The 21,297-nt window shown below is 31.4% G+C and carries 17 protein-coding genes, 1 other RNA gene and 1 other annotated feature; of the genes, 11 read left to right on the top strand and 7 right to left on the bottom strand.

Going from position 1 to position 21,297, the window contains the following annotated elements; all coding sequences use genetic code 11:
- Positions 1 to 67: 67 nt before the first annotated feature.
- The 4 genes from DMR38_RS19180 to ssrA all read right to left on the bottom strand — a co-directional run bounded on the left by DMR38_RS19180 (position 68) and on the right by ssrA (position 3,736).
- Positions 68 to 628, bottom strand: coding sequence for a TetR/AcrR family transcriptional regulator (locus DMR38_RS19180; protein ID WP_127723034.1), 561 nt, complete (start codon positions 626 to 628; stop codon positions 68 to 70).
- Positions 629 to 894: 266 nt separating this feature from the next.
- The gene (gene ablB / locus DMR38_RS19175) at positions 895 to 1,749 is read right to left on the bottom strand and encodes a putative beta-lysine N-acetyltransferase (RefSeq protein WP_127723032.1); all 855 of its coding nucleotides are present in this window, start codon (positions 1,747 to 1,749) and stop codon (positions 895 to 897) included.
- A complete protein-coding gene (ablA, locus tag DMR38_RS19170) occupies positions 1,739 to 3,061 on the bottom strand; it encodes a lysine 2,3-aminomutase (protein ID WP_127723030.1) in 1,323 nt (440 codons plus the stop codon). The genes ablB and ablA overlap by 11 nt, the downstream gene beginning before the upstream one ends.
- Positions 3,062 to 3,376: 315 nt before the next feature.
- Positions 3,377 to 3,736: a transfer-messenger RNA gene (gene ssrA, locus DMR38_RS19165) on the bottom strand.
- 392 nt (positions 3,737 to 4,128) lie between these two features.
- Here ssrA and dcuS point away from each other — a divergent pair.
- The 4 genes from dcuS to DMR38_RS19145 all read left to right on the top strand — a co-directional run bounded on the left by dcuS (position 4,129) and on the right by DMR38_RS19145 (position 9,230).
- Complete coding sequence (gene dcuS, locus DMR38_RS19160) at positions 4,129 to 5,739, top strand: DcuS/MalK family sensor histidine kinase (RefSeq protein WP_127723028.1); 1,611 nt, start codon at positions 4,129 to 4,131, stop codon at positions 5,737 to 5,739.
- A complete protein-coding gene (locus tag DMR38_RS19155; protein ID WP_127723026.1) occupies positions 5,732 to 6,442 on the top strand; it encodes a response regulator in 711 nt (236 codons plus the stop codon). The genes dcuS and DMR38_RS19155 overlap by 8 nt, the downstream gene beginning before the upstream one ends.
- Before the next feature lie 203 nt (positions 6,443 to 6,645).
- Positions 6,646 to 7,875, top strand: coding sequence for a malic enzyme-like NAD(P)-binding protein (locus DMR38_RS19150; protein ID WP_127723024.1), 1,230 nt, complete (start codon positions 6,646 to 6,648; stop codon positions 7,873 to 7,875).
- Positions 7,876 to 7,907: 32 nt separating this feature from the next.
- Positions 7,908 to 9,230, top strand: a complete 1,323-nt coding sequence (locus DMR38_RS19145) for a 2-hydroxycarboxylate transporter family protein (protein ID WP_207670766.1) — start codon at positions 7,908 to 7,910, stop codon at positions 9,228 to 9,230.
- Positions 9,231 to 9,278: 48 nt separating this feature from the next.
- Here DMR38_RS19145 and DMR38_RS22595 read toward each other — a convergent pair whose 3' ends face one another.
- Positions 9,279 to 9,401, bottom strand: a complete 123-nt coding sequence (locus tag DMR38_RS22595) for a hypothetical protein (protein WP_279230793.1) — start codon at positions 9,399 to 9,401, stop codon at positions 9,279 to 9,281.
- 12 nt (positions 9,402 to 9,413) lie between these two features.
- Positions 9,414 to 9,566 (bottom strand): hypothetical protein, encoded by a 153-nt coding sequence (locus DMR38_RS22015; RefSeq protein ID WP_175413072.1) that lies wholly within the window; start codon positions 9,564 to 9,566, stop codon positions 9,414 to 9,416.
- Between the two features lie 138 nt (positions 9,567 to 9,704).
- Here DMR38_RS22015 and DMR38_RS19140 point away from each other — a divergent pair, with 138 nt between their 5' ends.
- From DMR38_RS19140 to DMR38_RS19130, 3 genes are all read left to right on the top strand, one after another.
- Positions 9,705 to 10,655 (top strand): phosphatase, encoded by a 951-nt coding sequence (locus DMR38_RS19140; protein WP_127723022.1) that lies wholly within the window; start codon positions 9,705 to 9,707, stop codon positions 10,653 to 10,655.
- A 70-nt stretch (positions 10,656 to 10,725) separates the two neighbouring features.
- A complete protein-coding gene (locus DMR38_RS19135; protein WP_243124611.1) occupies positions 10,726 to 11,451 on the top strand; it encodes a polysaccharide deacetylase family protein in 726 nt (241 codons plus the stop codon).
- A gap of 212 nt (positions 11,452 to 11,663) precedes the next feature.
- Positions 11,664 to 12,029: a PilZ domain-containing protein gene (locus DMR38_RS19130; protein ID WP_243124367.1), complete on the top strand. Its 366-nt coding sequence runs from the start codon at positions 11,664 to 11,666 to the stop codon at positions 12,027 to 12,029.
- Between the two features lie 98 nt (positions 12,030 to 12,127).
- Here DMR38_RS19130 and DMR38_RS19125 read toward each other — a convergent pair whose 3' ends face one another.
- Positions 12,128 to 13,729, bottom strand: coding sequence for a GxGYxYP domain-containing protein (locus DMR38_RS19125; RefSeq protein WP_127723016.1), 1,602 nt, complete (start codon positions 13,727 to 13,729; stop codon positions 12,128 to 12,130).
- Positions 13,730 to 13,931: 202 nt separating this feature from the next.
- Positions 13,932 to 14,141 (top strand) — a binding site (T-box leader).
- A gap of 84 nt (positions 14,142 to 14,225) precedes the next feature.
- Between DMR38_RS19125 and proS the strand changes: the two genes are divergently transcribed.
- The 4 genes from proS (at position 14,226) to hydE (ending at position 21,255) form a co-directional block, all read left to right on the top strand.
- Positions 14,226 to 15,644, top strand: coding sequence for a proline--tRNA ligase (proS, locus tag DMR38_RS19120; protein ID WP_127724171.1), 1,419 nt, complete (start codon positions 14,226 to 14,228; stop codon positions 15,642 to 15,644).
- A gap of 219 nt (positions 15,645 to 15,863) precedes the next feature.
- Positions 15,864 to 17,717 carry an ATP-dependent zinc metalloprotease FtsH gene (gene ftsH, locus DMR38_RS19115; RefSeq protein ID WP_127723014.1) on the top strand — a complete coding sequence of 618 codons (1,854 nt, stop codon included), beginning with the start codon at positions 15,864 to 15,866 and terminating at the stop codon, positions 17,715 to 17,717.
- A gap of 103 nt (positions 17,718 to 17,820) precedes the next feature.
- A complete protein-coding gene (locus tag DMR38_RS19110; RefSeq protein WP_127723012.1) occupies positions 17,821 to 19,950 on the top strand; it encodes a UvrD-helicase domain-containing protein in 2,130 nt (709 codons plus the stop codon).
- Positions 19,951 to 20,217: 267 nt separating this feature from the next.
- Positions 20,218 to 21,255 (top strand): [FeFe] hydrogenase H-cluster radical SAM maturase HydE, encoded by a 1,038-nt coding sequence (gene hydE / locus DMR38_RS19105; protein WP_127723010.1) that lies wholly within the window; start codon positions 20,218 to 20,220, stop codon positions 21,253 to 21,255.
- Positions 21,256 to 21,297: the final 42 nt, after the last annotated feature.

Genomic DNA, 21,297 nt, shown 5'->3' with positions numbered 1-21,297 from the left:
ACTTTATGGAAATTCACAGTCAACAAAATGATATTTCAAATAAAGTTAACTATGAATTTATTCTATATTATACTAATGACAGTAAATCATTAAGGATACAATCAAAGGCACCTTCATCTTTACATATTCTATAATAAAGTATGTGTCCTTCATAAAGAGCAAATGCTTTTTTAGCAATCATGTCAGCTTTATCTTTTGCTAATCCTGATACTTGTAGAGACTTTGAAAAAATATTAATTAGTTTTGTAATTGCAGTTGCATATACTTCTGAAAGATTATCATCAATAAATGCTATTTCTAAACCTAATACAGCTATTGGACATCCGAAATAGTTACCTGATGATACAGAGCTTTTTATATCATATACCATCTTATGTACAAATATGTCCCAAGGATTATTTGATAGAGGTTCTAACCAATTAAGTAATAGAGTTTTTCCATAATACTTTGCTACTTCAATTCCAAGTTCTTTCTTACTCGAAAAATAAAAATAAAACGACCCCTTTGACATATTAGCTTCTTGCAATATCTCATTTATTCCTGTATTTGAATATCCATTTTTTACAAATAATCTTGAAGCTATTTCTATTAAGCACTGCTTTGCTTGTTCACCTTTAGTTGATCTCATCCTTTATATCCCTTCCACAAAAGTTATTTACTTTATAATAAACCAGTCGGTATATTTTGTCAATAAAAAAATAGAGGAGACAGTTTACGCCTTTATCCTGTACTTCGTAGATTTCCTGTTGGTTCATCTGCAAAGATTATTTTTAGATCTTTTGAAGTATAAATTATGGAGCCATAGGCATTCTATTAATATATAAAAAGCCCACGACATTTTTGTCGTGGGTTTCATGGTGAAGTCGAAACACAACCTTTGAAATCCATTATAATTTATTTGTTTTCACTAAGAATTTTATACCATATATTCATACTTTCTAACTCACCAGAAATGTTAGTATTATTTATTAAAGTACCTCCATAATTATAATTTAATTTTGAAAAAGTAACATTCATCCCATATGATAAAGCTCTTGCAATAGTAAATGCTGCATAAAAATTTTTTCTTCTCATTTTTTCTTCCATTTTTTTTAATAGAAATATACTGAATCCATGTCCTCTATATTGCGGTAATGTTGCAAAATCAGTCATTTCAACACTTTTAGATGAATAATCCATTTCTGTAGAAGCTAAAGATACAATTTTGTCTTTAACTTTTATAGAAAAATAAATAGAATTGTTATCCATAGTTTCTTTAACATATTTTGGGTCATGAATAGGAAATGGATATGTTTTAAATACTTCTTTATATACTTTACACATTTGATCTATATCATTTTCACCACAAATATAAAATTGGTAATCTTGTTCAAGCTTTATTTGTGTATTTATTTTATCCTTTGCTTTAGAAAAATTAATTATTTTTTCTATTTCATTTCTTTCTTTTATAGTACTCCTCTCTTTACTAAAATATTTACTAATAAAAATTGCATCTTCAATACCATTATAAAATCCATGAATATTAGCTTCTATGATGTATCCATTATTAATAAATTCATCTTTTAGCGAATAAGGTATTTTAGCAAATATTTTAGTATAACCATTATCCACAGCCATTTTTCCTAAAATAGATACTATTTTAGGATAATCATTTTTGTCTAGTTTCATTAAATAAATCCTATTATTGTATTTGCCATGATTAATGATTGAATTGCCTATTATCTCTGTTTTATCATAATTAATCTTCATCAATATCTTCTCGTCTTTGCAATCTATTATTATTTTTGGGAATTAGTGATATAGTATCATCTGAATCTAATAGAAGTTTTTCTATACCTGTAGCTTTATACTTATCAGCTTCGTATGTTTTCATGATAAGTTTGCAATTTTCACAACCTTTACTGCAATCATGGTTTTTATATGTGTCTGGCTCTTTATATGATGTAATTATACCCTCATAATTTCTTAAAATTACTTTATTTGGTGCAGAAGAAATAAGATAACTTGGCATAACTGGTATCTTACCGCCTCCACCTGGAGCATCGATTACATATCTTGGAATTGCAAACCCACTTGTATGACCAATCAAGCGTTCCATAATTTCTATACCTTTAGAAACAGGGGTTCTAAAATGAGCTAAACCCTCAGACAAATCACATTGATATAGATAATATGGACGTACTCTATTTTTTACTAACTGCTGACAAAGCTTCTTAATTACCTCTGGACAATCATTTATTCCAGCCAACAGAACACTTTGATTCCCAAGTGGAATTCCTGCATCTGCAAGCTTCCTAAGTGCTTCTTTTGAGTCTTCTGTAAGTTCTCTTGGATGATTAAAATGAGTATTTATCCATATAGGATGATGTTTTTTTAACATATTTACTAAATCATCTGTTATCCTATATGGGAGAACAACTGGTACTCTAGATCCTATTCTAATTACTTCTACATGGGGAATTTTTTGAATTTCAGTTAATATCCAATCTAGCTTTTCATCACTTAGTAATAATGCATCTCCTCCAGATAACAAAACATCTCTTACTTCAGGAGTATTCCTTATATAATCAATTCCTTTCTTTAGTTCCTCTTTATCAGGAATGGATGATATATCTCCTACTTTTCTTTTTCTTGTACAGTGTCTGCAATACATTGCACAAACATTACTTATATGAAACAACACTCTATCTGGATAACGATGTGTTATTCCAGGAACAGGGCTATCCTTATCTTCATGCAGTGGATCTTCCATATCATGATTTCCAACCATTGATTCGCTTATAGAGGGAAAAGCCTGTAAAAATATTGGGTCATGTTTATAATCATCTGAGTCAATTAATGATAGATAATATGGTGTTATAGAAAGAGGGAATGTTGAAGTAATTTTCTCTAATTCTTCTCTTTCTTCATCAGTAAATTTAATATTTAAAAGTCTTTCAAAAACACTAACCTTTGTTATTGAATTTTTAAGTTGCCATTTCCAGTCTTTCCAATGTGAAAAATTTTTATTTTCATAATTTTTTTCAATTTCTTTTAGCTTTTCTTCTATTACTGATTGCATTATATTCCTCCTCTTAAATAACTATTTAAATCTATCTTTATTATTGTAGTTATATGAAAATTTATACTAATTTGCAAATCATAAAATCAATTGTAACAAAGAAAATTTCTATACAGTAAGTAGTAGAAGATTATTTAATTATAACTTTCTTTCTCTCTCCATAAAATCCAACCTAACTACAACTTTTAAATAATTAATATATAAATATTTAGTATGAAGTAAGTTAATAGTATCTTATAAAAATAATTAGCTATTACCATCAAAAAAACCGTATTGGATTTTTCCAATACGGTTTTTTTGTATCGTGGATATGTATGGTGGAGGCGAGGGGAATCGAACCCCTGTCCAAAAGCAGAAACATTTGAGCATCTCCGAGTGCAGTCCTTAATTTGAAATTCCCTCCTTCAGACGCCTAAGGACAGGCTTCTGAATTCAGTAGCTTCATAAATTCCGTTCCTAGGTCAAAGCTTTCCTAGGCTCGTTTCCCCGCTATCGGCGCCAGACCCTGGATCGCGGGAAGTCCAGGCTGACGGCTAGCAGACTATGCTGCTAAAGCTAAATTTTCGTTATTATTTTCGTTTATATTTAATCCTATAGTTTTTTAACGCGGGCCCACAGGTTCCCTCGACTCGCTTCTCAAACACATCACACCCCTGTCGAAACCATTGCGCCCCCATGTTGGGTTAAGTGTTTGAATACTTAACATCGCATAATTATTATCTTATGCAGTATTAAATTATATCACCCAGATTACTATAAGTCAAATATTAAAAGAATGGAAAAAATATTTTTAAAAATTGGAAAAAAATAAGTCGTTACATGACAGAAATAGCATTTATATGAAGATTAATGGAAAACATGTTATAATTAAAATAGATTTGAATATCAATGAATCTTACTTAGTGGGAAAAGCAGATATCCCAAGTCTTTGATTTGGTGATAGTCGCTTTCTCTTTAGAGTTTTTGTTTCTCCCACTAAATTTAGATGAATTATCTAGGTGCGTAGCTATTGTTATAAGTGGGAGTGTTACAGTAGGTGGCCATCAGATAAAGTATTTGGAGGAAATATGAGAATAAAAAAACCTAGATTAACTTTACAGACCACTATAACTTTACTTGTTTGTGGAGTGGTAGCCATTTCTCTATTAGTAACTGATGTTCTTATAAGCGCAAAAATATCAAGTAACGCAGAAAAAAATCTATCTAATAAAGCGTCCTATATTGCGAAGATGGTTGCCAATTCACCTACTATAATTGAATCTTTAAGTGATAAGAAGAATGAAAAATCCATTCAAGAACTAGCGAATAAAATAAGAAAATCAACTGATGTAGAATTTGTTGTAGTTACTGACATGAAAGGTATAAGAAAATCACATCCCGATGTAAATCAACTAGGAAAGCATTTTGTTGGTGGTGACGATGTAGAGGCTCTGAAAGGCCATGAATACGTTTCAACTGCTCAGGGGACATTGGGTAAGTCACTTAGAGCATTTGTTCCAATATTCAATGCAGACGGCAAGCAAGTAGGAATGGTTTGTGTTGGAATATCGCTAAACACTGTACAGCAGGCTGTTTGGCAAAGTAGAATGATTATATATTTAGGTATAGGTATAGGGTTTATAGTTGGAGTTATAGGGGCTATGCTGCTTGCCAAAAGTATTAAAAAAACTATGTTTGGATTAGAACCTTGGAAAATTGCAAAACTTTTAGAAGAACAAAATGCAATGCTTTACTCAATAAGAGAAGGTGTTATAACTGTAGATGAAAACTGCCGAATTACTCTGGTAAATGAAGAGGCAGCCCGGATATTCAACAAAGCAGGCATTACCAACCTTATTGGTGAAAAAGCAGAGGATTGTGTTCCAAATACCAGATTAAACCATGTTCTAAAAACTGGACAACCAGAATTTGACCAGGTGCAAGATCTTAGAGGAATAAAGATTTTGACTAATCGTATGCCAATTTTAGTAAATAAGAAAATTGTAGGTGCCATATCAACTTTTCGTGATAAAACTGAAATGAAAGTATTAGCGGAACAGCTTACAGGAGTAAAACAATATGCAGATGCACTTAGGGCACAAACTCATGAGTTTATGAACAAATTGCATGTTATATTAGGTATGTTACATATGAAATGCTATGATGAACTTACAAACTATATAAATGGAATTGCAAATAAATATCAAGAGCAGATAGGATTTATAGTAAGGCATGTAAAAGATCCTGTACTTGCCGGATTTATTTTAGGTAAAATGAGCTATGCTAGAGAAATCAATGTCAAGTTAAAAGTATGCGAAGATTGTTTTATCCCTGAGCCAGAAAATCATGAGTTAACTCATGAAGTTGTAACTATACTTGGCAATTTACTTGAAAATGCAGTGGAAGCTGTAAAGGATTCCAAAGAAAAGATAATAAATTTAACATTACTATACGAGAAAGAAACTTTGACTATAGAAGTAAATGATAGTGGTTCTGGAATTGATGAAGATACCAAAAAAAAACTTTTTATAAAAGGTTATTCAACAAAAGGAAATGACAGAGGATTGGGTCTCTATTTAGTACAAAAAAGTGTAGAGAGATTAGGTGGTGAGATTGAAATATACTCAGAGTTAGGTAAGGGCACTCTATTTTCAATTTATATACCTTATAAGAGCAAGGAGAGAATGGTAAATGATTAATGTCTTAATTGTTGAAGATGATCCTATGGTTGCAGAGTTTAACAAAAAATACCTCAGTCAAGTAGGTGGATTTAAATTAAAAGCTGTAGCACGTTCCTTTGAGGAAGCTGTAAAAGTTTTAAAAACAAGCGATATACAATTAATTTTATTGGATATATATATGCCTGGTTTAAGTGGATTGGAATTATTATCTCAAGTAAGAAGAATGGGTAAAGAAGTGGATATAATTGTTGTATCGGCTGCTTGTGATATTCAAACTATAAAAAGAGCTTTACAATACGGTGCAGTAGATTATTTAATAAAACCCTTTGAATTTGATAGATTTAACTCAGCATTATCTGCCTATAGAGAAGCACAGAATTTTATGAAACAAAAAAAAGAGCTTAGTCAGACAGAACTTGATCAGCTTATTCTAAATAATAGGGAGGAAAATCAAGTAGCTCCACAGCTGCCAAAAGGACTTGATAAAAATACTTTGAAAAAAGTATGGACAAAGGTAATAGAAATGAAAGAAGATACATTTTCAACAAGTGAAATTGCAAGATATGTTGGAATATCAAGAATTTCCATGAAGAAATATTTAAGTTTTTTAAATAAACTGGGTGCTCTAAAAATGGAAGTTATTTATGGTTCTGTTGGAAGGCCTATGCATAAATATAAATGTGTAGACATTGAAAATAGTTATATAAAAAGATATATGTGATAAGAAAAAACCTTTAGGTTAAAAACTAAAGGTTTTTTCTTTGCGTAAATTTGAGTTAAAGGTTTTCACTTACTTTAGTTACAAAATTATTTAGAAAGTTTCAATAACTTTATAAATTGCAATATGAAATTTATAATAAACTTGAAAATAAGGTAATAAGGCAATTATTTTTATAATTTAAATATTGTTTGGAGGTAATATTAATGAATCTAAAAGAAACTGCACTAAAATTTCACAAAGACAATGAAGGCAAAATTGCACTAAAGTGTAAGGTGCCGGTTAAAAACAAACAAGATCTAACGCTAGCATATACGCCTGGAGTTGCAGAACCTTGCTTAGAAATTAATAAAAATCCAGAATGCATTTATGACTATACATCAAAAGGGAATTGGGTAGCTGTTGTAACAAATGGCACAGCTGTTCTTGGACTTGGCAATATAGGTGCAGGTGCAGGGCTTCCTGTTATGGAGGGAAAATCCGTTTTATTTAAAACTTTTGCTGGAGTAGATGCATTTCCAATATGTCTGGAAAGTAAGGATATCAATGAGATTGTAGCAGCTGTAAAACTTATGGAACCAACTTTTGGAGGAATAAATCTAGAGGACATCAAAGCTCCAGAATGCTTTGAAATTGAATCAAAGCTTAAAGAAGTTTGTAACATCCCTGTATTTCATGACGATCAACATGGAACGGCAGTTGTTTCATCAGCTTGTCTTATAAATGCATTAAAGATAGTAAATAAAAAATTTGAAGATTTAAAAATTGTTGTAAATGGAGCAGGAGCAGCAGGTACTGCTATTACAAAACTTTTAATAAAGATGGGAACAAAAAATGTAATACTTTGCGACACTAAAGGTGCTATATATAAGAAAAGACCAATTGGAATGAATAAGTTTAAGGATGAAATGGCAGAAATAACAAATCCTAATCTTCAGAAAGGAACTCTTGCTGATGTTTTAAAAGGCGCAGATGTATTTTTAGGAGTATCTGTAGCTAATTGTGTAACTGAAGAAATGGTAAAGTCTATGAATAAAGATTCAATAATTATGGCAATGGCAAATCCAAATCCAGAAATACTTCCTGATTTAGCTATAAAAGCTGGAGCTAAAGTGGTATGCACAGGAAGGTCAGATTTTCCAAATCAGGTTAACAATGTACTTGCTTTTCCAGGAATATTTAGAGGAGCTTTAGATGTAAGGGCAAGTGAAATAAATGATGAGATGAAAATAGCTGCAGCATATGCAATAGCAGAACTTGTAAGCGAGGAAGAATTGAAACCAGACTATATAATACCTAACGCTTTTGACTTGAGAATAGCTCCAAAAGTAGCTGCATATGTAGCAAAAGCTGCTATTGATACAGGTGCTGCAAGGAAAAAGAATGTCACTCCAGAGATGGTTGAAAAACATACTAAGACTTTGCTTGAAATTTAATGTTGGGAATATGAAAACAAGGGGGAATTTACGTGCAAGGTACAATTAACATGCCTAAATCTAAAAATAATAATTTTATTTCAAAAGTTGTAAATTATAAAGTGGGGGTTACACCTCTTCCAATATTTATTGTACTGGCGGCAATAATCTATTTTGCTTCAGTAACAAAAAAACTTCCTGCAGATATGATAGGTGGTTTTGCAATAATCATAGTTTTAGGAACACTTTTCGGAGACCTTGGATCAAAGCTTCCAGTGTTAAAAAACATTGGTGGTGCTGCAATTTTATCAATAATAATACCTTCTATGATGGTATATTTTAAACTGCTTAACACAACATCCATGAAAGCGATTACCGGAATAATGAAAAATTCTAACTTCTTATATTTATATATTTCATGCTTGGTTGTAGGAAGTATATTAGGAATGAATAGGAAAGTACTGATAAAAGGTTTTGTCAGGATGTTTGTTCCTTTAGTTGTAGGAACTATTATGGCAATTGCAGGTGGAATGTTAGTGGGCTTATTATTTGGATATAAGCCAGGTTATACTTTTTTCTATATTGTAGCCCCTATACTTGATGGAGGAATTGGAGAAGGAATATTGCCACTAACTATGGGATATTCAGAAATTTTACACCAACCTCAAAGTCTCCTTATTGCAAAACTAGTTCCAGCGGCAGTACTTGGAAATATTGTTGCTATAGTAAGTGCTGGAGTATTGAAACGTTATGCTGAAAAGAGACCAGACCTTACTGGTAATGGACTGTTAGTAAAGACAAAAGAAGATAATGAAATACTTGCAGAACAAAAAGCTGAAAAACCTGTTGATTTTAAGCTTATGGGGAGCGGTCTTTTAATTGCTTGTACTTTCTATGTATTTGGTCTTTTAACTAGTCCACTTATAGGAATACCAGCACCTATCATTATGATATTTACTGCAGCAATAGTTAAGTATCTTAATGTTATACCACCTGAAACAGAACAAGGTGTTCATCATTTGTATAAATTTGTATCATCAAGCTTAACTTACCCGTTGTTAGTTGGCATTGGTGTATTATATACTCCATTTAGTGATTTGGTTAGAGCAATCACACCAGCATACATTATTATTTGTATATCCATAGTTTTGTCAATGATGGCATCAGGATTTTTTATTGGTAAGTATATAAATATGTATCCAATTGAATCTTCTTTAGTTACAGCATGTCACAGTGGACTTGGGGGTACAGGTGATGTAGCAATCTTGTCTTCAGCAAATCGTATGGAACTTATGCCATTTTCACAAATATCTACAAGAATTGGCGGAGCATCTATGGTTGTTATAGCAACATTACTGCTTAAAATGTTTAGTTAATTAAAAACGGGAGAAGTCATTATATGACTTCTCCCGTTTTTAATGTTTCTATTTTGTAGATTTCTTTTTATTGTTTTTATTATGATTTTGTCCTTCTTCAGTAATAGGTATTTGGCCTTTACTTTTTTTAGTTCTTGCCTTTTTGTTATCAGGTTGGCTGTCCTTTGTCATTTATATTACCTCCTAAATTAATCCTGCTTTTTTATTTCCAGTTTTAGCTTTTCCCTGGATTTCCTTAACAGGTTTTACAGTATTTTTATTAGACTTCATCTTTTTATTACTTTCAGTACCATGAGGGTCACTTGGATTGGGCCTTCTCATTCCTGCTTTAGCCATAAAAATACCCTCCTTAGATTCAAAATACATAGTTATTTTTAGCATTGAATAAAAAAATATACACATAATAAGCAGAGATATTATTTATCAAATATTGAAAAAATATATCAATGATTAATAAAAAAGAGGTGGTAAGGTATGAAGAAAAAATTAAGTGTTTTTATGTGCACTATGTTTTTGGTATCTTTACTTGGAGTACCTGTAGTATATTCCAGGGAAGTTACAGGAATGCAAAATAAAAATGTGCAGCTTGAACAAATACAAAATAGAAATGTACAACTTAAAATAGACTCTAAAAAGAAAGATAAGATTCCTAAGAGATTTAGAAAAACTACAGATAATATTAAAACTTATGGTAAGTCTATAAACTTAAAAGGACTATCTTCACTAAATGCTTCAGGCAGTGCACAGTTTACAGGTCAGAATATAAAAATAGTGAAAGAGGAAATAGGCAATGTACCTATATTAGTAGTAGATTTAAGGGAAGAGTCTCATGGTTTTATAAACGATCTGGCAGTTAGCTGGGTAGGAGAAGAAAAAAATAATGCAAATAAGGGACTTACTAAGAATCAGGTATTAAAGGATGAAAGCGAAAAGTTAAAAGGTATCAAATTAAATGAAGAACTTGATATTGAAAAAAAAGAAATAATTCCAACTAAAGTTCAAGATGAGAGGGAACTTGCAGAAGAAAATAAAATGTCCTATGTAAGAATACCTGTTACAGATACAGAAGGACCTACAGATGAAATGGTGGATTATTTTATAAGTATTGTAAAGAAAACACCGCCAGGTACATGGATGCATTTTCACTGCAAAGCTGGAATTGGAAGGACTACTACTTTTATGACAATGTATGATATTATGAAAAATGCTAAAGATGTAAGTCTGGAAGATATAATGGAGAGACAGATTTTGCTTGGAGGAAAAAATTTGCTTAAGCCTTTTCATAAAGTTGGAAGTAAATCCTCAGAGAGATCCGAATTTATAAAGAAGTTCTATGAATACGCAAAAGAAAATAAGGATAATTTTAATACTAGTTGGTCTGAGTGGTTAAAAAGCAATAAAAATTCAGTTAAAGACTTAGATTAGGAGGGCTTATAGGTTGAAATATAAAAATAACATATTTGTCAGGGCAGCTGTGTTTATGTGCATATTTTTTATGACAATAAACTCCAATGTGGTTTTTGCAAATAATTCAAAACATAACTTGAATGAAGATTTACAGAAGGATAATAAAAAAATAATTTACTTAACTTTTGATGACGGACCTAGCAAACTTACAGATAAGTTTCTAGATATACTAAAGGAGAACAATGTAAAAGCCACATTTTTTCTAATAGGTAATCAAATAGAAGATAATGAACAGGTAGTAAAGAGAATATATAGTGAAGGTCACAGTATAGGACTTCACACATATACTCATAAATATAGAAAAATATACAAAAATGGTGACAGTTTTATAGATGAAATGAATAAATCTAACGAATTAATAAAGAAAGTTACAGGGAAGGAAAGTCACTTAATAAGGTTCCCAGGAGGGAGCAGGAAACACCTAAACAAAAACTTTTTAGAGAAATTGCACAACAATAATTTTAAAATATATGACTGGAACATACAGGCATCTGATGGAATTAATCCAAAGATTCCACCGTATAAACTAGTCAAAGAGGCTACTAAAGATCCAGATAAGCACAATCCAGTAATACTTTTAATGCACTGCGATTATATGCATAAAAATACTTGCATTGCTCTCCCTGAAATAATAAAGTACTATAAATCACAGGGCTATGAGTTTAAACCTATAACAGAAGATACAGAGGAGATTTATTTTCCAATAAAAACTAATAAAGCTTCTTCATTTTTAGAAAAGTTATTTAAAAATTGATAGAATCATAATTCCATCTCACTATTTATTTATATAAAAAATTTTAGCATATTATACTAAATTATGTTAATATTGATTGAAATTAATACCATTTTTGTTTAAAATAAAAATGGTATTTTTGTGTTATAGATAAAATAAAAGAATTAGTCTACGATTAAATAAATAACATGAATTTTGCCGATAAGAACAGTATTAATATGGGGGTAAAGCAAGTGATAGAAAATTTTTCAGATAAAAAAGATGCAATATTTAAAAAAGAAAAAAGAGCTGATAAAAGATATAAGTATAATTATAATTTTAAAATTGAAAGCATAAATTTGAAAGAAGTAAATTTAGACGTGCTAGGTGTAAACATTTCTGTTAATGGGATATCATTTATCTCCAATATAAGTTTTGAAAAAGACGATATATTATCAATTGCATTTAAATTTAATAATGTAACTATACCTGCAATTATTAAAGTGCAGCACGTAAATATATTCGATACTGGATTTTTCGTTGGCGGCCAATTCATAGCTATGCAAAATATGTATAGACAAGTACTAAAAATGGGATGTGAAACTTTTTCTGAAAATTAGCCCACTGTGACAATTCTTTAATGGCACATATTATTAATTTTTAATTACTAAAAATATCCGGAGTATAAGTTGACTTTTGCTTAGAAACTCTATAGAGCTTATTTCCTGATATTCTTTTTCATAATATCCATAAATGTATCTGGCGGAACAACTTTTACTTTAGGATTTCTATTTAACTTGGTTACTACTTTTTCTACATCATTCATAGATTTACTCCACGCGTGGACGTATACAAACGTATAGGCTTTAGGTTTGGATATGTTGGTGTAGCCTTTAGCAACATAATTATTTATGTTATTTATAAGAGCATCTTCCTCTTCCAGTCCAGACCAGAGTACATCTCTACAGGATACCACTGGCTTTCCATTACTCCATATAATTTTACCTTTATAGTCATTTTGCTTATTATAATTGAGATAGAATATGCCATCGATATTTGAACAAGCAGTGTATTTATCCCATAATTTAATATCATAAAGTGACCAATCATCTAAAACTGATATATACCTTTCATCTACATCTGACATATAATTGTTTAATCTTTTCAAATATGCATTTAAAGAATCTTCCTTAAACTTACTAGGGTACATATAACCATTACCAGAAGGTGATACCACAAAGTTATCTCGATAAGAATTTGAAGATGCATTTTTGTAATACAGTTTAAAGACAGTAGGTGCCAGTTCATGTATAGAAGGACTTATGCTGAATCCCATATTAAAACTACCTTTTTTAGGAGAGCCATACCATTTTTCAGATCCATAATTACTCCCAAGGTTCCACTGCTGGTTATCTCCATCTGACATTATAAAAGTTACATAGTGTATAGGTTGAGAGAAAAGTTTTTTATCAGGCTTTACACTACTTTTTTGTGTTAAAGGTACTGATGGAAAGGCACTTAACACTGTTAAATTGTAAGACCAATCTGCAGGAACCATACTTACTCCATTTTTAGAAGCAGCACTTACATTACCGTGTTCATCAGGTCCCCATCCAAGGCACGTAGAGTCTTTTTCCATAGTTCCAAAAATTTTATCCCTTAGTGAGAAATCTTTTAAATCATCTTCATAAAACGCTAAACATTTACTCATGATGCCATAATCTCTAAGAGAGGCATTTTTATTTGGAGACAGCTCAATTACAACGGAATGGTTTAGTCCTGAATTCCACAAATTATTATAAGCCCAATATTTATCGGTGTTTACACAATTGCCCTGCATTTTAATTCCTGCATTTTTAACCCTATCTTCTATAGGTGTATCTATAACTATAGAATTTTTTAATGCTGCAAGAGAGCAGGCGTTGTTAATAGAAGGGTTTTTTTCAGGATAACTGCTGTAAAGTACATATCCAGATACTAGTGATTTAAATTTATCTAACAAATACCAGGGATCTTTTACTATAGTATAGGTTATTCCGTAATTTGCTTTTAAATCATCTAGCCATATTTTGTAATCAGGTTGATTTTTATTCAAGGTATATATTTGAGAATTTGACTTATTTGATATTATTCCCTGAAGGGTGACTACCATAGTTTTTTCTGCAGGAGTTAGATCATTTTGGTAAATTACATAAAGATGATGTGGTATTTTTGAGTTTTTTACATAATAAGTATTAGTTAAAAAAGCATGTACGTTTGGGATAAATGCACCAATTAAAAAAATAGAAAGAATTAATACAATAAATTTTTTGAATTTCATATGAATTTACCTCCTAAATTTTATTATGCAGTTTTTTTTGTTAGTTTATTAAAAATTTGATTTGGTAAAATATATCAACAGCTGTTTAAAAAATAAGAATATTTTTAGACACATAATATTTGGAGAAACTCCAATTTCAAAAAATATATTGACAATAAATTTCCTATATTCTATTATATAGAAAGAGTTTAACTAAATATAGTGATATGCAAAGAAGAGGATTAGTAGAAATGATATTTTTTTAAGAGAGGAAATGGTTGGTGAAAGTTTCTAAATGTACATTTTGAACCTACCTTTGAGTTCTGTTAGAATACAGCGGTAATTGCCGTTATAATTATAATTGAGAGAATATGTTTAATATTTTAAATATATTAATCAGGGTGGTACCGCCGACGTAACCTCGGTCCCTTTTGGGATTGGAGGCTTTTTTATATTTCAAAGAAAAACTATCTGCACTAAATTGAAATTTTGGAGGTAATTAAAATTGAGTAAAAAGATGGTAGAACAAATAACATCAAGAGATGAAGATTTTGCACAGTGGTATACAGACATTGTAAAAAAAGCAGAATTAGCTGATTATTCAAGTGTAAGAGGCTGTATGATAATACGTCCTTATGCCTATGCTATGTGGGAAAATATTCAGAGTTATTTAGACAAGAGATTTAAGGAAACAGGACATCAGAATGTATATATGCCTTTATTTATTCCTGAAAGTCTTCTTCAAAAAGAAAAAGATCATATAGAAGGATTTGCACCAGAAGTTGCCTGGGTAACTCATGGTGGTAATGAAGAACTTACAGAAAAATTATGTGTTCGTCCAACATCAGAAACATTATTTTGTGAACATTATGCTAAGATAGTTCAGTCTTATAAAGATTTACCTAAGCTTTACAATCAGTGGTGCTCCGTAGTTAGATGGGAAAAGACTACAAGACCTTTCCTTAGAACTACAGAATTTTTATGGCAGGAAGGTCATACTATACATGAAACTAAGAAGGAAGCCCAAGAAGAGACTACAAGGATGCTAAATGTATATGCGGATCTTTGTGAAAAAGTACTGGCTATTCCAGTATTAAAGGGACAGAAAACTGACAGTGAAAAATTTGCAGGAGGAGAAGCTACATATACTATAGAAGCACTTATGCATGATGGAAAGGCACTTCAGGCTGGTACATCCCATTACTTAGGACAGAACTTTGCAAAATCTTTTGGAATGCAGTATTCAGATAAAGAAGGAAAACTTCAATATGTATACCAGACTTCCTGGGGCGTAACAACCCGTCTTATAGGAGCAATAATAATGGTACATGGAGACGATAATGGACTTGTAGTTCCACCTAGAATAGCTCCTACTCAGGTAATTATAGTACCTATAGCACAGCATAAAGAAGGAGTACTGGATAAGGCAAATGAACTAAAAGGTAGAATAGCTAAATTTGCAAGGGTTAAACTTGACGACAGTGATAAAATGGCTGGATGGAAGTTTAGTGAATATGAGATGAAGGGAGTTCCTATACGTCTTGAAGTAGGACCAAAGGATATTGAGAAAAATCAAGTTGTACTTGTAAGGAGAGACAGTGGAGAAAAGATAATAGTATCCATGGATAACTTAGAGAAAGATATACCAGATCTTTTAGATAAAATTCATGATGGTATGTTTGAAAAGGCAAAAAATCTTATAAAAGGCAATACAAATAATGCTGTAAACATGGAAGAGTTTAAAGATATAATGGAAAATAAAATAGGTGTTGTAAAGGCTATGTGGTGTGGAGACGCTAAATGTGAAGAAAAAATTAAAGAAGTTACTGGTGCATCTTCAAGATGCATTCCATTTGAACAAGAACATATTTCAGATACCTGCGTATGCTGTGGTAAAAAAGCTGATAAATTAGTTTATTGGGGAAAAGCGTACTAAAGAAACCTGTGTTAATATAATACTTCAATTTTTAGAAATACTATCAAAAATTTTGATAGTATTTCTTTTTGATGAATAAATTTAGTGGTTACTTGCAAACAGTATAGGTATTTGGTTAAAAATAACTTTAAAAATATTTTGTAAATACTAGTAGGAAAAAGAGTATTTATTGCTATAATATAAATAGATTACGAGTTGAAATAAAGTGGAGGCTTACATATGTTTAATAGCAAAAAATTTAAAGGTAATAAATTCAAATACGTTATATATTATTCACTATTAGCTGTTATAATTGTGTTTATAGTGAATGAATACTCTAGTCAATTAAAATATGAGCACGTAAAATATAGTGATTTTATAAATTATATTAACCAAAATAAAATATCTAATGTACAAATATCCAAGGATAGGTTAATAATAACCCCTAAGGATAAGGATAAAGATCACAAAGGGAAAATACTTTATACTGAAAGGGTAGATGATCAGGATTTAATTAAAAAGTTAAATGATGCCAAAGTTCAGTATGAAGGTGTGTCGCAGGAAAGCTCTCTAATGAGAAGCCTTTTTACAAATTGGATTTTACCCATAAGTATAATTATGTTTTTTGGAAGTATTTTAATGGGAAGATTAGATAAAAAAATGGGCAGTGGAGTTATGTCATTTGGAAAGAATACTGCTAAAATATATGCGGAAAATGAAACTGGCGTGAACTTTAATGATGTGGCAGGACAGGAAGAAGCTAAAGAGTCTCTAATTGAAATAGTTGATTTCTTGCATAACTCTCAAAAATATGTATCAATAGGTGCAAGGCTTCCTAAGGGAGCACTCCTTGTAGGACCACCGGGAACAGGAAAGACTCTTCTTGCAAAGGCTGTAGCAGGAGAAGCTAAAGTCCCATTTTTCTCTATATCAGGTTCTGCTTTTGTAGAGATGTTTGTAGGTATGGGGGCATCTAGAGTTAGAGATTTATTTCAACAGGCACAGGAAAAAGCTCCTTGCATAGTATTTATAGATGAAATAGATGCTATAGGTAAAAGTAGAGGTGGCAACGTATCTGGAAATGATGAAAGGGAGCAAACGTTGAATCAACTTCTTGCAGAGATGGATGGATTTGATTCTTCTAAAGGAGTTGTAATTTTAGCAGCTACCAATAGACCGGAAGTACTTGATAAGGCACTTTTAAGACCAGGAAGATTTGATAGGAGGGTTATAGTAGATAGGCCTGATTTAAAGGGCAGAGAAAATATACTTAAAGTCCATACTAAGGGAGTTAAAGTTTCAGAAGCTGTAGATTTAAATTCTATAGCAAAATCGACTCCTGGAGCGGTAGGAGCAGATTTGGCTAATATGATAAATGAAGCTGCTTTAAGGGCAGTAAAAAATGGCAGAGAAGAAGTAATTCAGGAAGACTTAGAAGAATCAGTAGAAGTAGTTATGGCTGGCAAAGAAAAGAAGGATAGGATTTTATCTGATACTGAAAAGAGAGCTGTTGCTTTTCATGAAGTGGGTCATGCACTTGTGGCTGCATTATTAAAACATACGGATCCTGTACATAAGATAACTATAGTTCCGAGGACCATGGGTGCACTAGGTTATACTATGCAGCTTCCTACAGAAGAAAAATATCTTGTTAGTAAGGAAGAAATGATAGATAAGATATGTGTCATGCTAGGAGGAAGATCTGCGGAAGAAGTAGAGTTTAACAGTATATCTACAGGTGCATCTAATGATATTGAAAGAGCTACAGAAACAGCTAGGAGCATGGTGACTATGTATGGAATGACAGATAGATTTGATATGATGGGTTTAGAGTCAATGCAGGATAGATATTTGGATGGAAGACCGGTACAAAATTGCAGTGCGGAAACAGCTTCTATTATAGATGATGAAACATTAAAAATAATAAAAGGATGCCATGAAAAGGCAAGAAGTATTATTAAAGACAATAAGGATTTACTCACAAAGATATCTGAAAGTCTAATTGAAAAAGAAACTCTAATGGGAGAGGAATTTATGGACATAATAAAAGAATATAATGACAAAAAACAGGAAACTCAGGATACAAAACTCTGATTATGGACTAATCTAAGGCATTTCAAAGAAAATAGGCTAGAATACTTACTGGTTATTTCTTTGAAAATGCCTAATGGTTAACTTATGAAATGGAGATAGTAATATGTATAGAGACGATTTAAAAAAGGAATTGGAGAAAGAAGTCGAGTTCAATCTTGAAAGGGAAAAATTAAAAGAAGTCTTAAAGGAAATTGAGGTACAAATTTTAGAATACATTGATATTAGAAAAAAAGTAATAGACTATATTTTAAAGCTAAGAGAAAAAAATTTGGAACAGTACGAAGATGATGAAGATAAGGTTATAGAATATTTTAACCATGAAATGTACGAAAAAGAAGAACAGTATAGGCTAGTAAATAAAAGCATAAAAGAACTTACTATACTGAGCAATTCACCTTATTTTGGAAAGGTAAGGTTTAAGGATAATTATGGAGAGGAAGAAATATACATAGGTAGATTTGGTGTGACAGGAAGGAAAAGTTACGAACCTATTGTAATTGACTGGAGATCACCTGTATCTGCTTTGTTTTATGCAGGTAAACTGGGAGCTGTAAAATATACATCTCCTATGGGAGAAGTAGAAACAGAAGTGCTTTCTAAGAGACAATTTATTATAAAAAAATCTAATCTAGTAGGTATGTTTGATTCCAGCATAGATGTAAAAGATGAAATCCTGCAAATGGTACTTAGCAAAAATGCTGGTGAAAAGTTAAAAGATATTGTAATGACTATACAAAAAGAACAGGATAATTTAATAAGACAGCCTAGAACAGGAGCTATTGTGGTAAATGGAGTAGCAGGAAGTGGAAAAACTACTATAGCACTGCATCGAGTAGCTTACTTATTATACAATTATAGAAAGGTTCTTCAAGGAAAGGTACTGATATTAGGTCCTAATAGCATATTTATAGATTATATTTCACTTGTACTTCCAAGTTTAGGAGAGGAAAAGGTTACTCAAATTACTTTCAGAGAATTTGCAGAGGATATGCTAAATGTGCCTTATATAATGGATTTTAAGGATTATATGGAAAAAGTATTAAGTCACCAAAAAGATTTTTCTGAAGAAATTAAGTATAAGGGTTCTTTACAATATGTGCAGGATATAGATGATTTTATTGGCGGCTTGGAAAAAGATTGTTTTAAGATAGAGGATGTGTATTTTTACGATAAACTTATAATATCTGGAGAAGACATAGATAAGATGTTTAATTATTATTTTAAGGATATGCCTCTGTTTAAGAGAAGTGCCAGGATAAAAAGAGTCATATACTCAAAAGTAAGGGATGAAAGAAACAGGCTAATAATATCTATACAAAAAGAATATGAGAATAAGGTGAAGAGTCTAACGGAAAATGAACTAAATGATTGTGGAAATGAGCTGGAGTATAAAAGACGAAATGATATAAGAGATGTAGTAAAAGAAGTAATTAATATCAAAAAAAATAAGTTAATCTGGCTTAAAAATCCTGATGTAATTACATTATACAATGATTTTAATGGAAATAAACTGCTGATTTATGATGACTTAGCTCCTATTTTATATTTAAAAATAAAGTTGGAAGGGTTAAGATATAGAGATGAAGTAAGACATATAGTGATAGATGAAGCGCAAGATTATTCTCCGCTGCAGTTTCGGGTTATTTATGAACTTACAAGGTGCAGATCTTTTACTATAGTAGGAGATACCAATCAGAAAATTATATTTTCAAAAGAGATACCTGCCGTGGAGAAATTGGAAAGCATACTTCCGGATTTAGAGATAAAGCGTTTTTCATTAAATAAAAGCTATAGATCCACAAATGAAATAATTGATTATGCAAATAAATATCTAGATGGGGATAAAACCGTACCTCTAGTTAGAAGTGGAAAAAAAGTTGTGGAAAAAAGGGCAGATAATTCCAAAGAACTTGTGGACAAAATACTCGATAATGTTGTAAAATTAAAAGAAAGAGGTTATGAAAGTATAGCCATAATTTGCAGGGATTTAAAAGACACAGAAGCTATAGGTAATTTAATAAAAGCAAGAATTCATATAAATGTGCTCGATAGAGAAGATATGATTTATTCCAGCGGTGAAGTTGTACTTCCAAGTTATTTTGCCAAAGGTTTAGAATTTGATGCAGTTATAATGATAGATACCTGTGAAAAAAATGAAAATACATTAAAATATATAATGGCTACAAGGGCACTGCATGAATTATATGTGTATAAGACTTCCTCGATTAATTAAAAGTTTACTAAGCTTCAGGTTTAAATAAATTATCCTGAAGCTTAGTGTTTGTTTATCCAATTGCTACCATTGCTAATACTCCCATCGCACACAGCGAAAGCGACTATCACCAAATCAAAGATTTGGAATCTGCTTTTCTACCAAAGTGGGGGGATAAGCACTGCTACGCGTCTGGATAAGTTCTTCTAAGGTTTAGCTGGAGAGAGTAATCCTTATAAGCAAACTCCATCTGAACCTAAGAATCACTTGATAAAGGAGATATGGGCTATGGGGGATAAATTACTAGAATCAATTGAAAAAGCTGAATTAAATCATACACTTGATAAAAGTGAAATAGTTGAATTATTTAACAGTAAAGAGCATGATGAAGAACTTTTTAAAGCGGCAGACAGAGTAAGAAAAAAATATGTAGGGGATGAAGTGCATTTAAGAGGACTTATAGAATTTTCTAATATATGCAAAAGAAATTGCATGTACTGCGGACTTAGACGTGATAATAAAAATATTAAAAGGTATAGAATAGAGCCGGATAAAATAATTGAATTAGCAAAAAAAGCAGTAGGGTACGGCTACAAAACAGTTGTTTTGCAGTCTGGAGAAGACGATTACTATACGGTAGATAAGCTAAAATACATAATATCAAATATAAAAAAAATGGACATAGCTGTAACTCTCAGTATAGGTGAAAAAACTTTTGAAGAATATAAAGCTTTTAAAGAAGCTGGAGCAGATAGATATTTAATAAGGATAGAAACTACGGATCCGGAATTGTATGCAAAAATGGACCCCGGGATGAGTTATGAAAATAGAAAGCGCTGCTTGAAAGATCTTGGAAAGTTAGGATATGAAGTTGGTACAGGATGTCTTATAGGTCTTCCTGGACAAACTTTTGAGTCGCTTGCAGAGGATATATTATTTTTTAAAGAAATAGACGCAGATATGGTAGGAGTAGGGCCTTTTATTCCAAATGCAGATACACCTTTAAGAGATGAAAAAGGTGGAACGTTCATAAATGCTCTTAAAGTTATGGCTATAAGCAGACTGATTATGCCGGATATTAATCTTCCCGGTACAACAGCTATGGAAACTTTAAATCCAAGAGGAAGAACTATAGCTCTTCAGAGTGGTGCTAATGTAGTTATGCCAAATGTAACGGAAGGTGTGTATAGGAAACTTTATGCACTCTATCCAGGTAAAATTTGCACAGGTGATACTCCTGCCCAATGTAGGGATTGTATAACTGGTAAAATAATTACCATAGGAAGGGTCATATCTGGTTCTAAAGGATTTAGAGTAAAAAAATAGTTGAAATCATTAAATATTTGTGATAAACTTAGAACAATTTAA

The organism is Clostridium sp. AWRP (assembly GCF_004006395.2).
Lineage (GTDB): Bacteria > Bacillota > Clostridia > Clostridiales > Clostridiaceae > Clostridium_B.
This window is presented reverse-complemented; position numbering and strand designations above follow the sequence as displayed.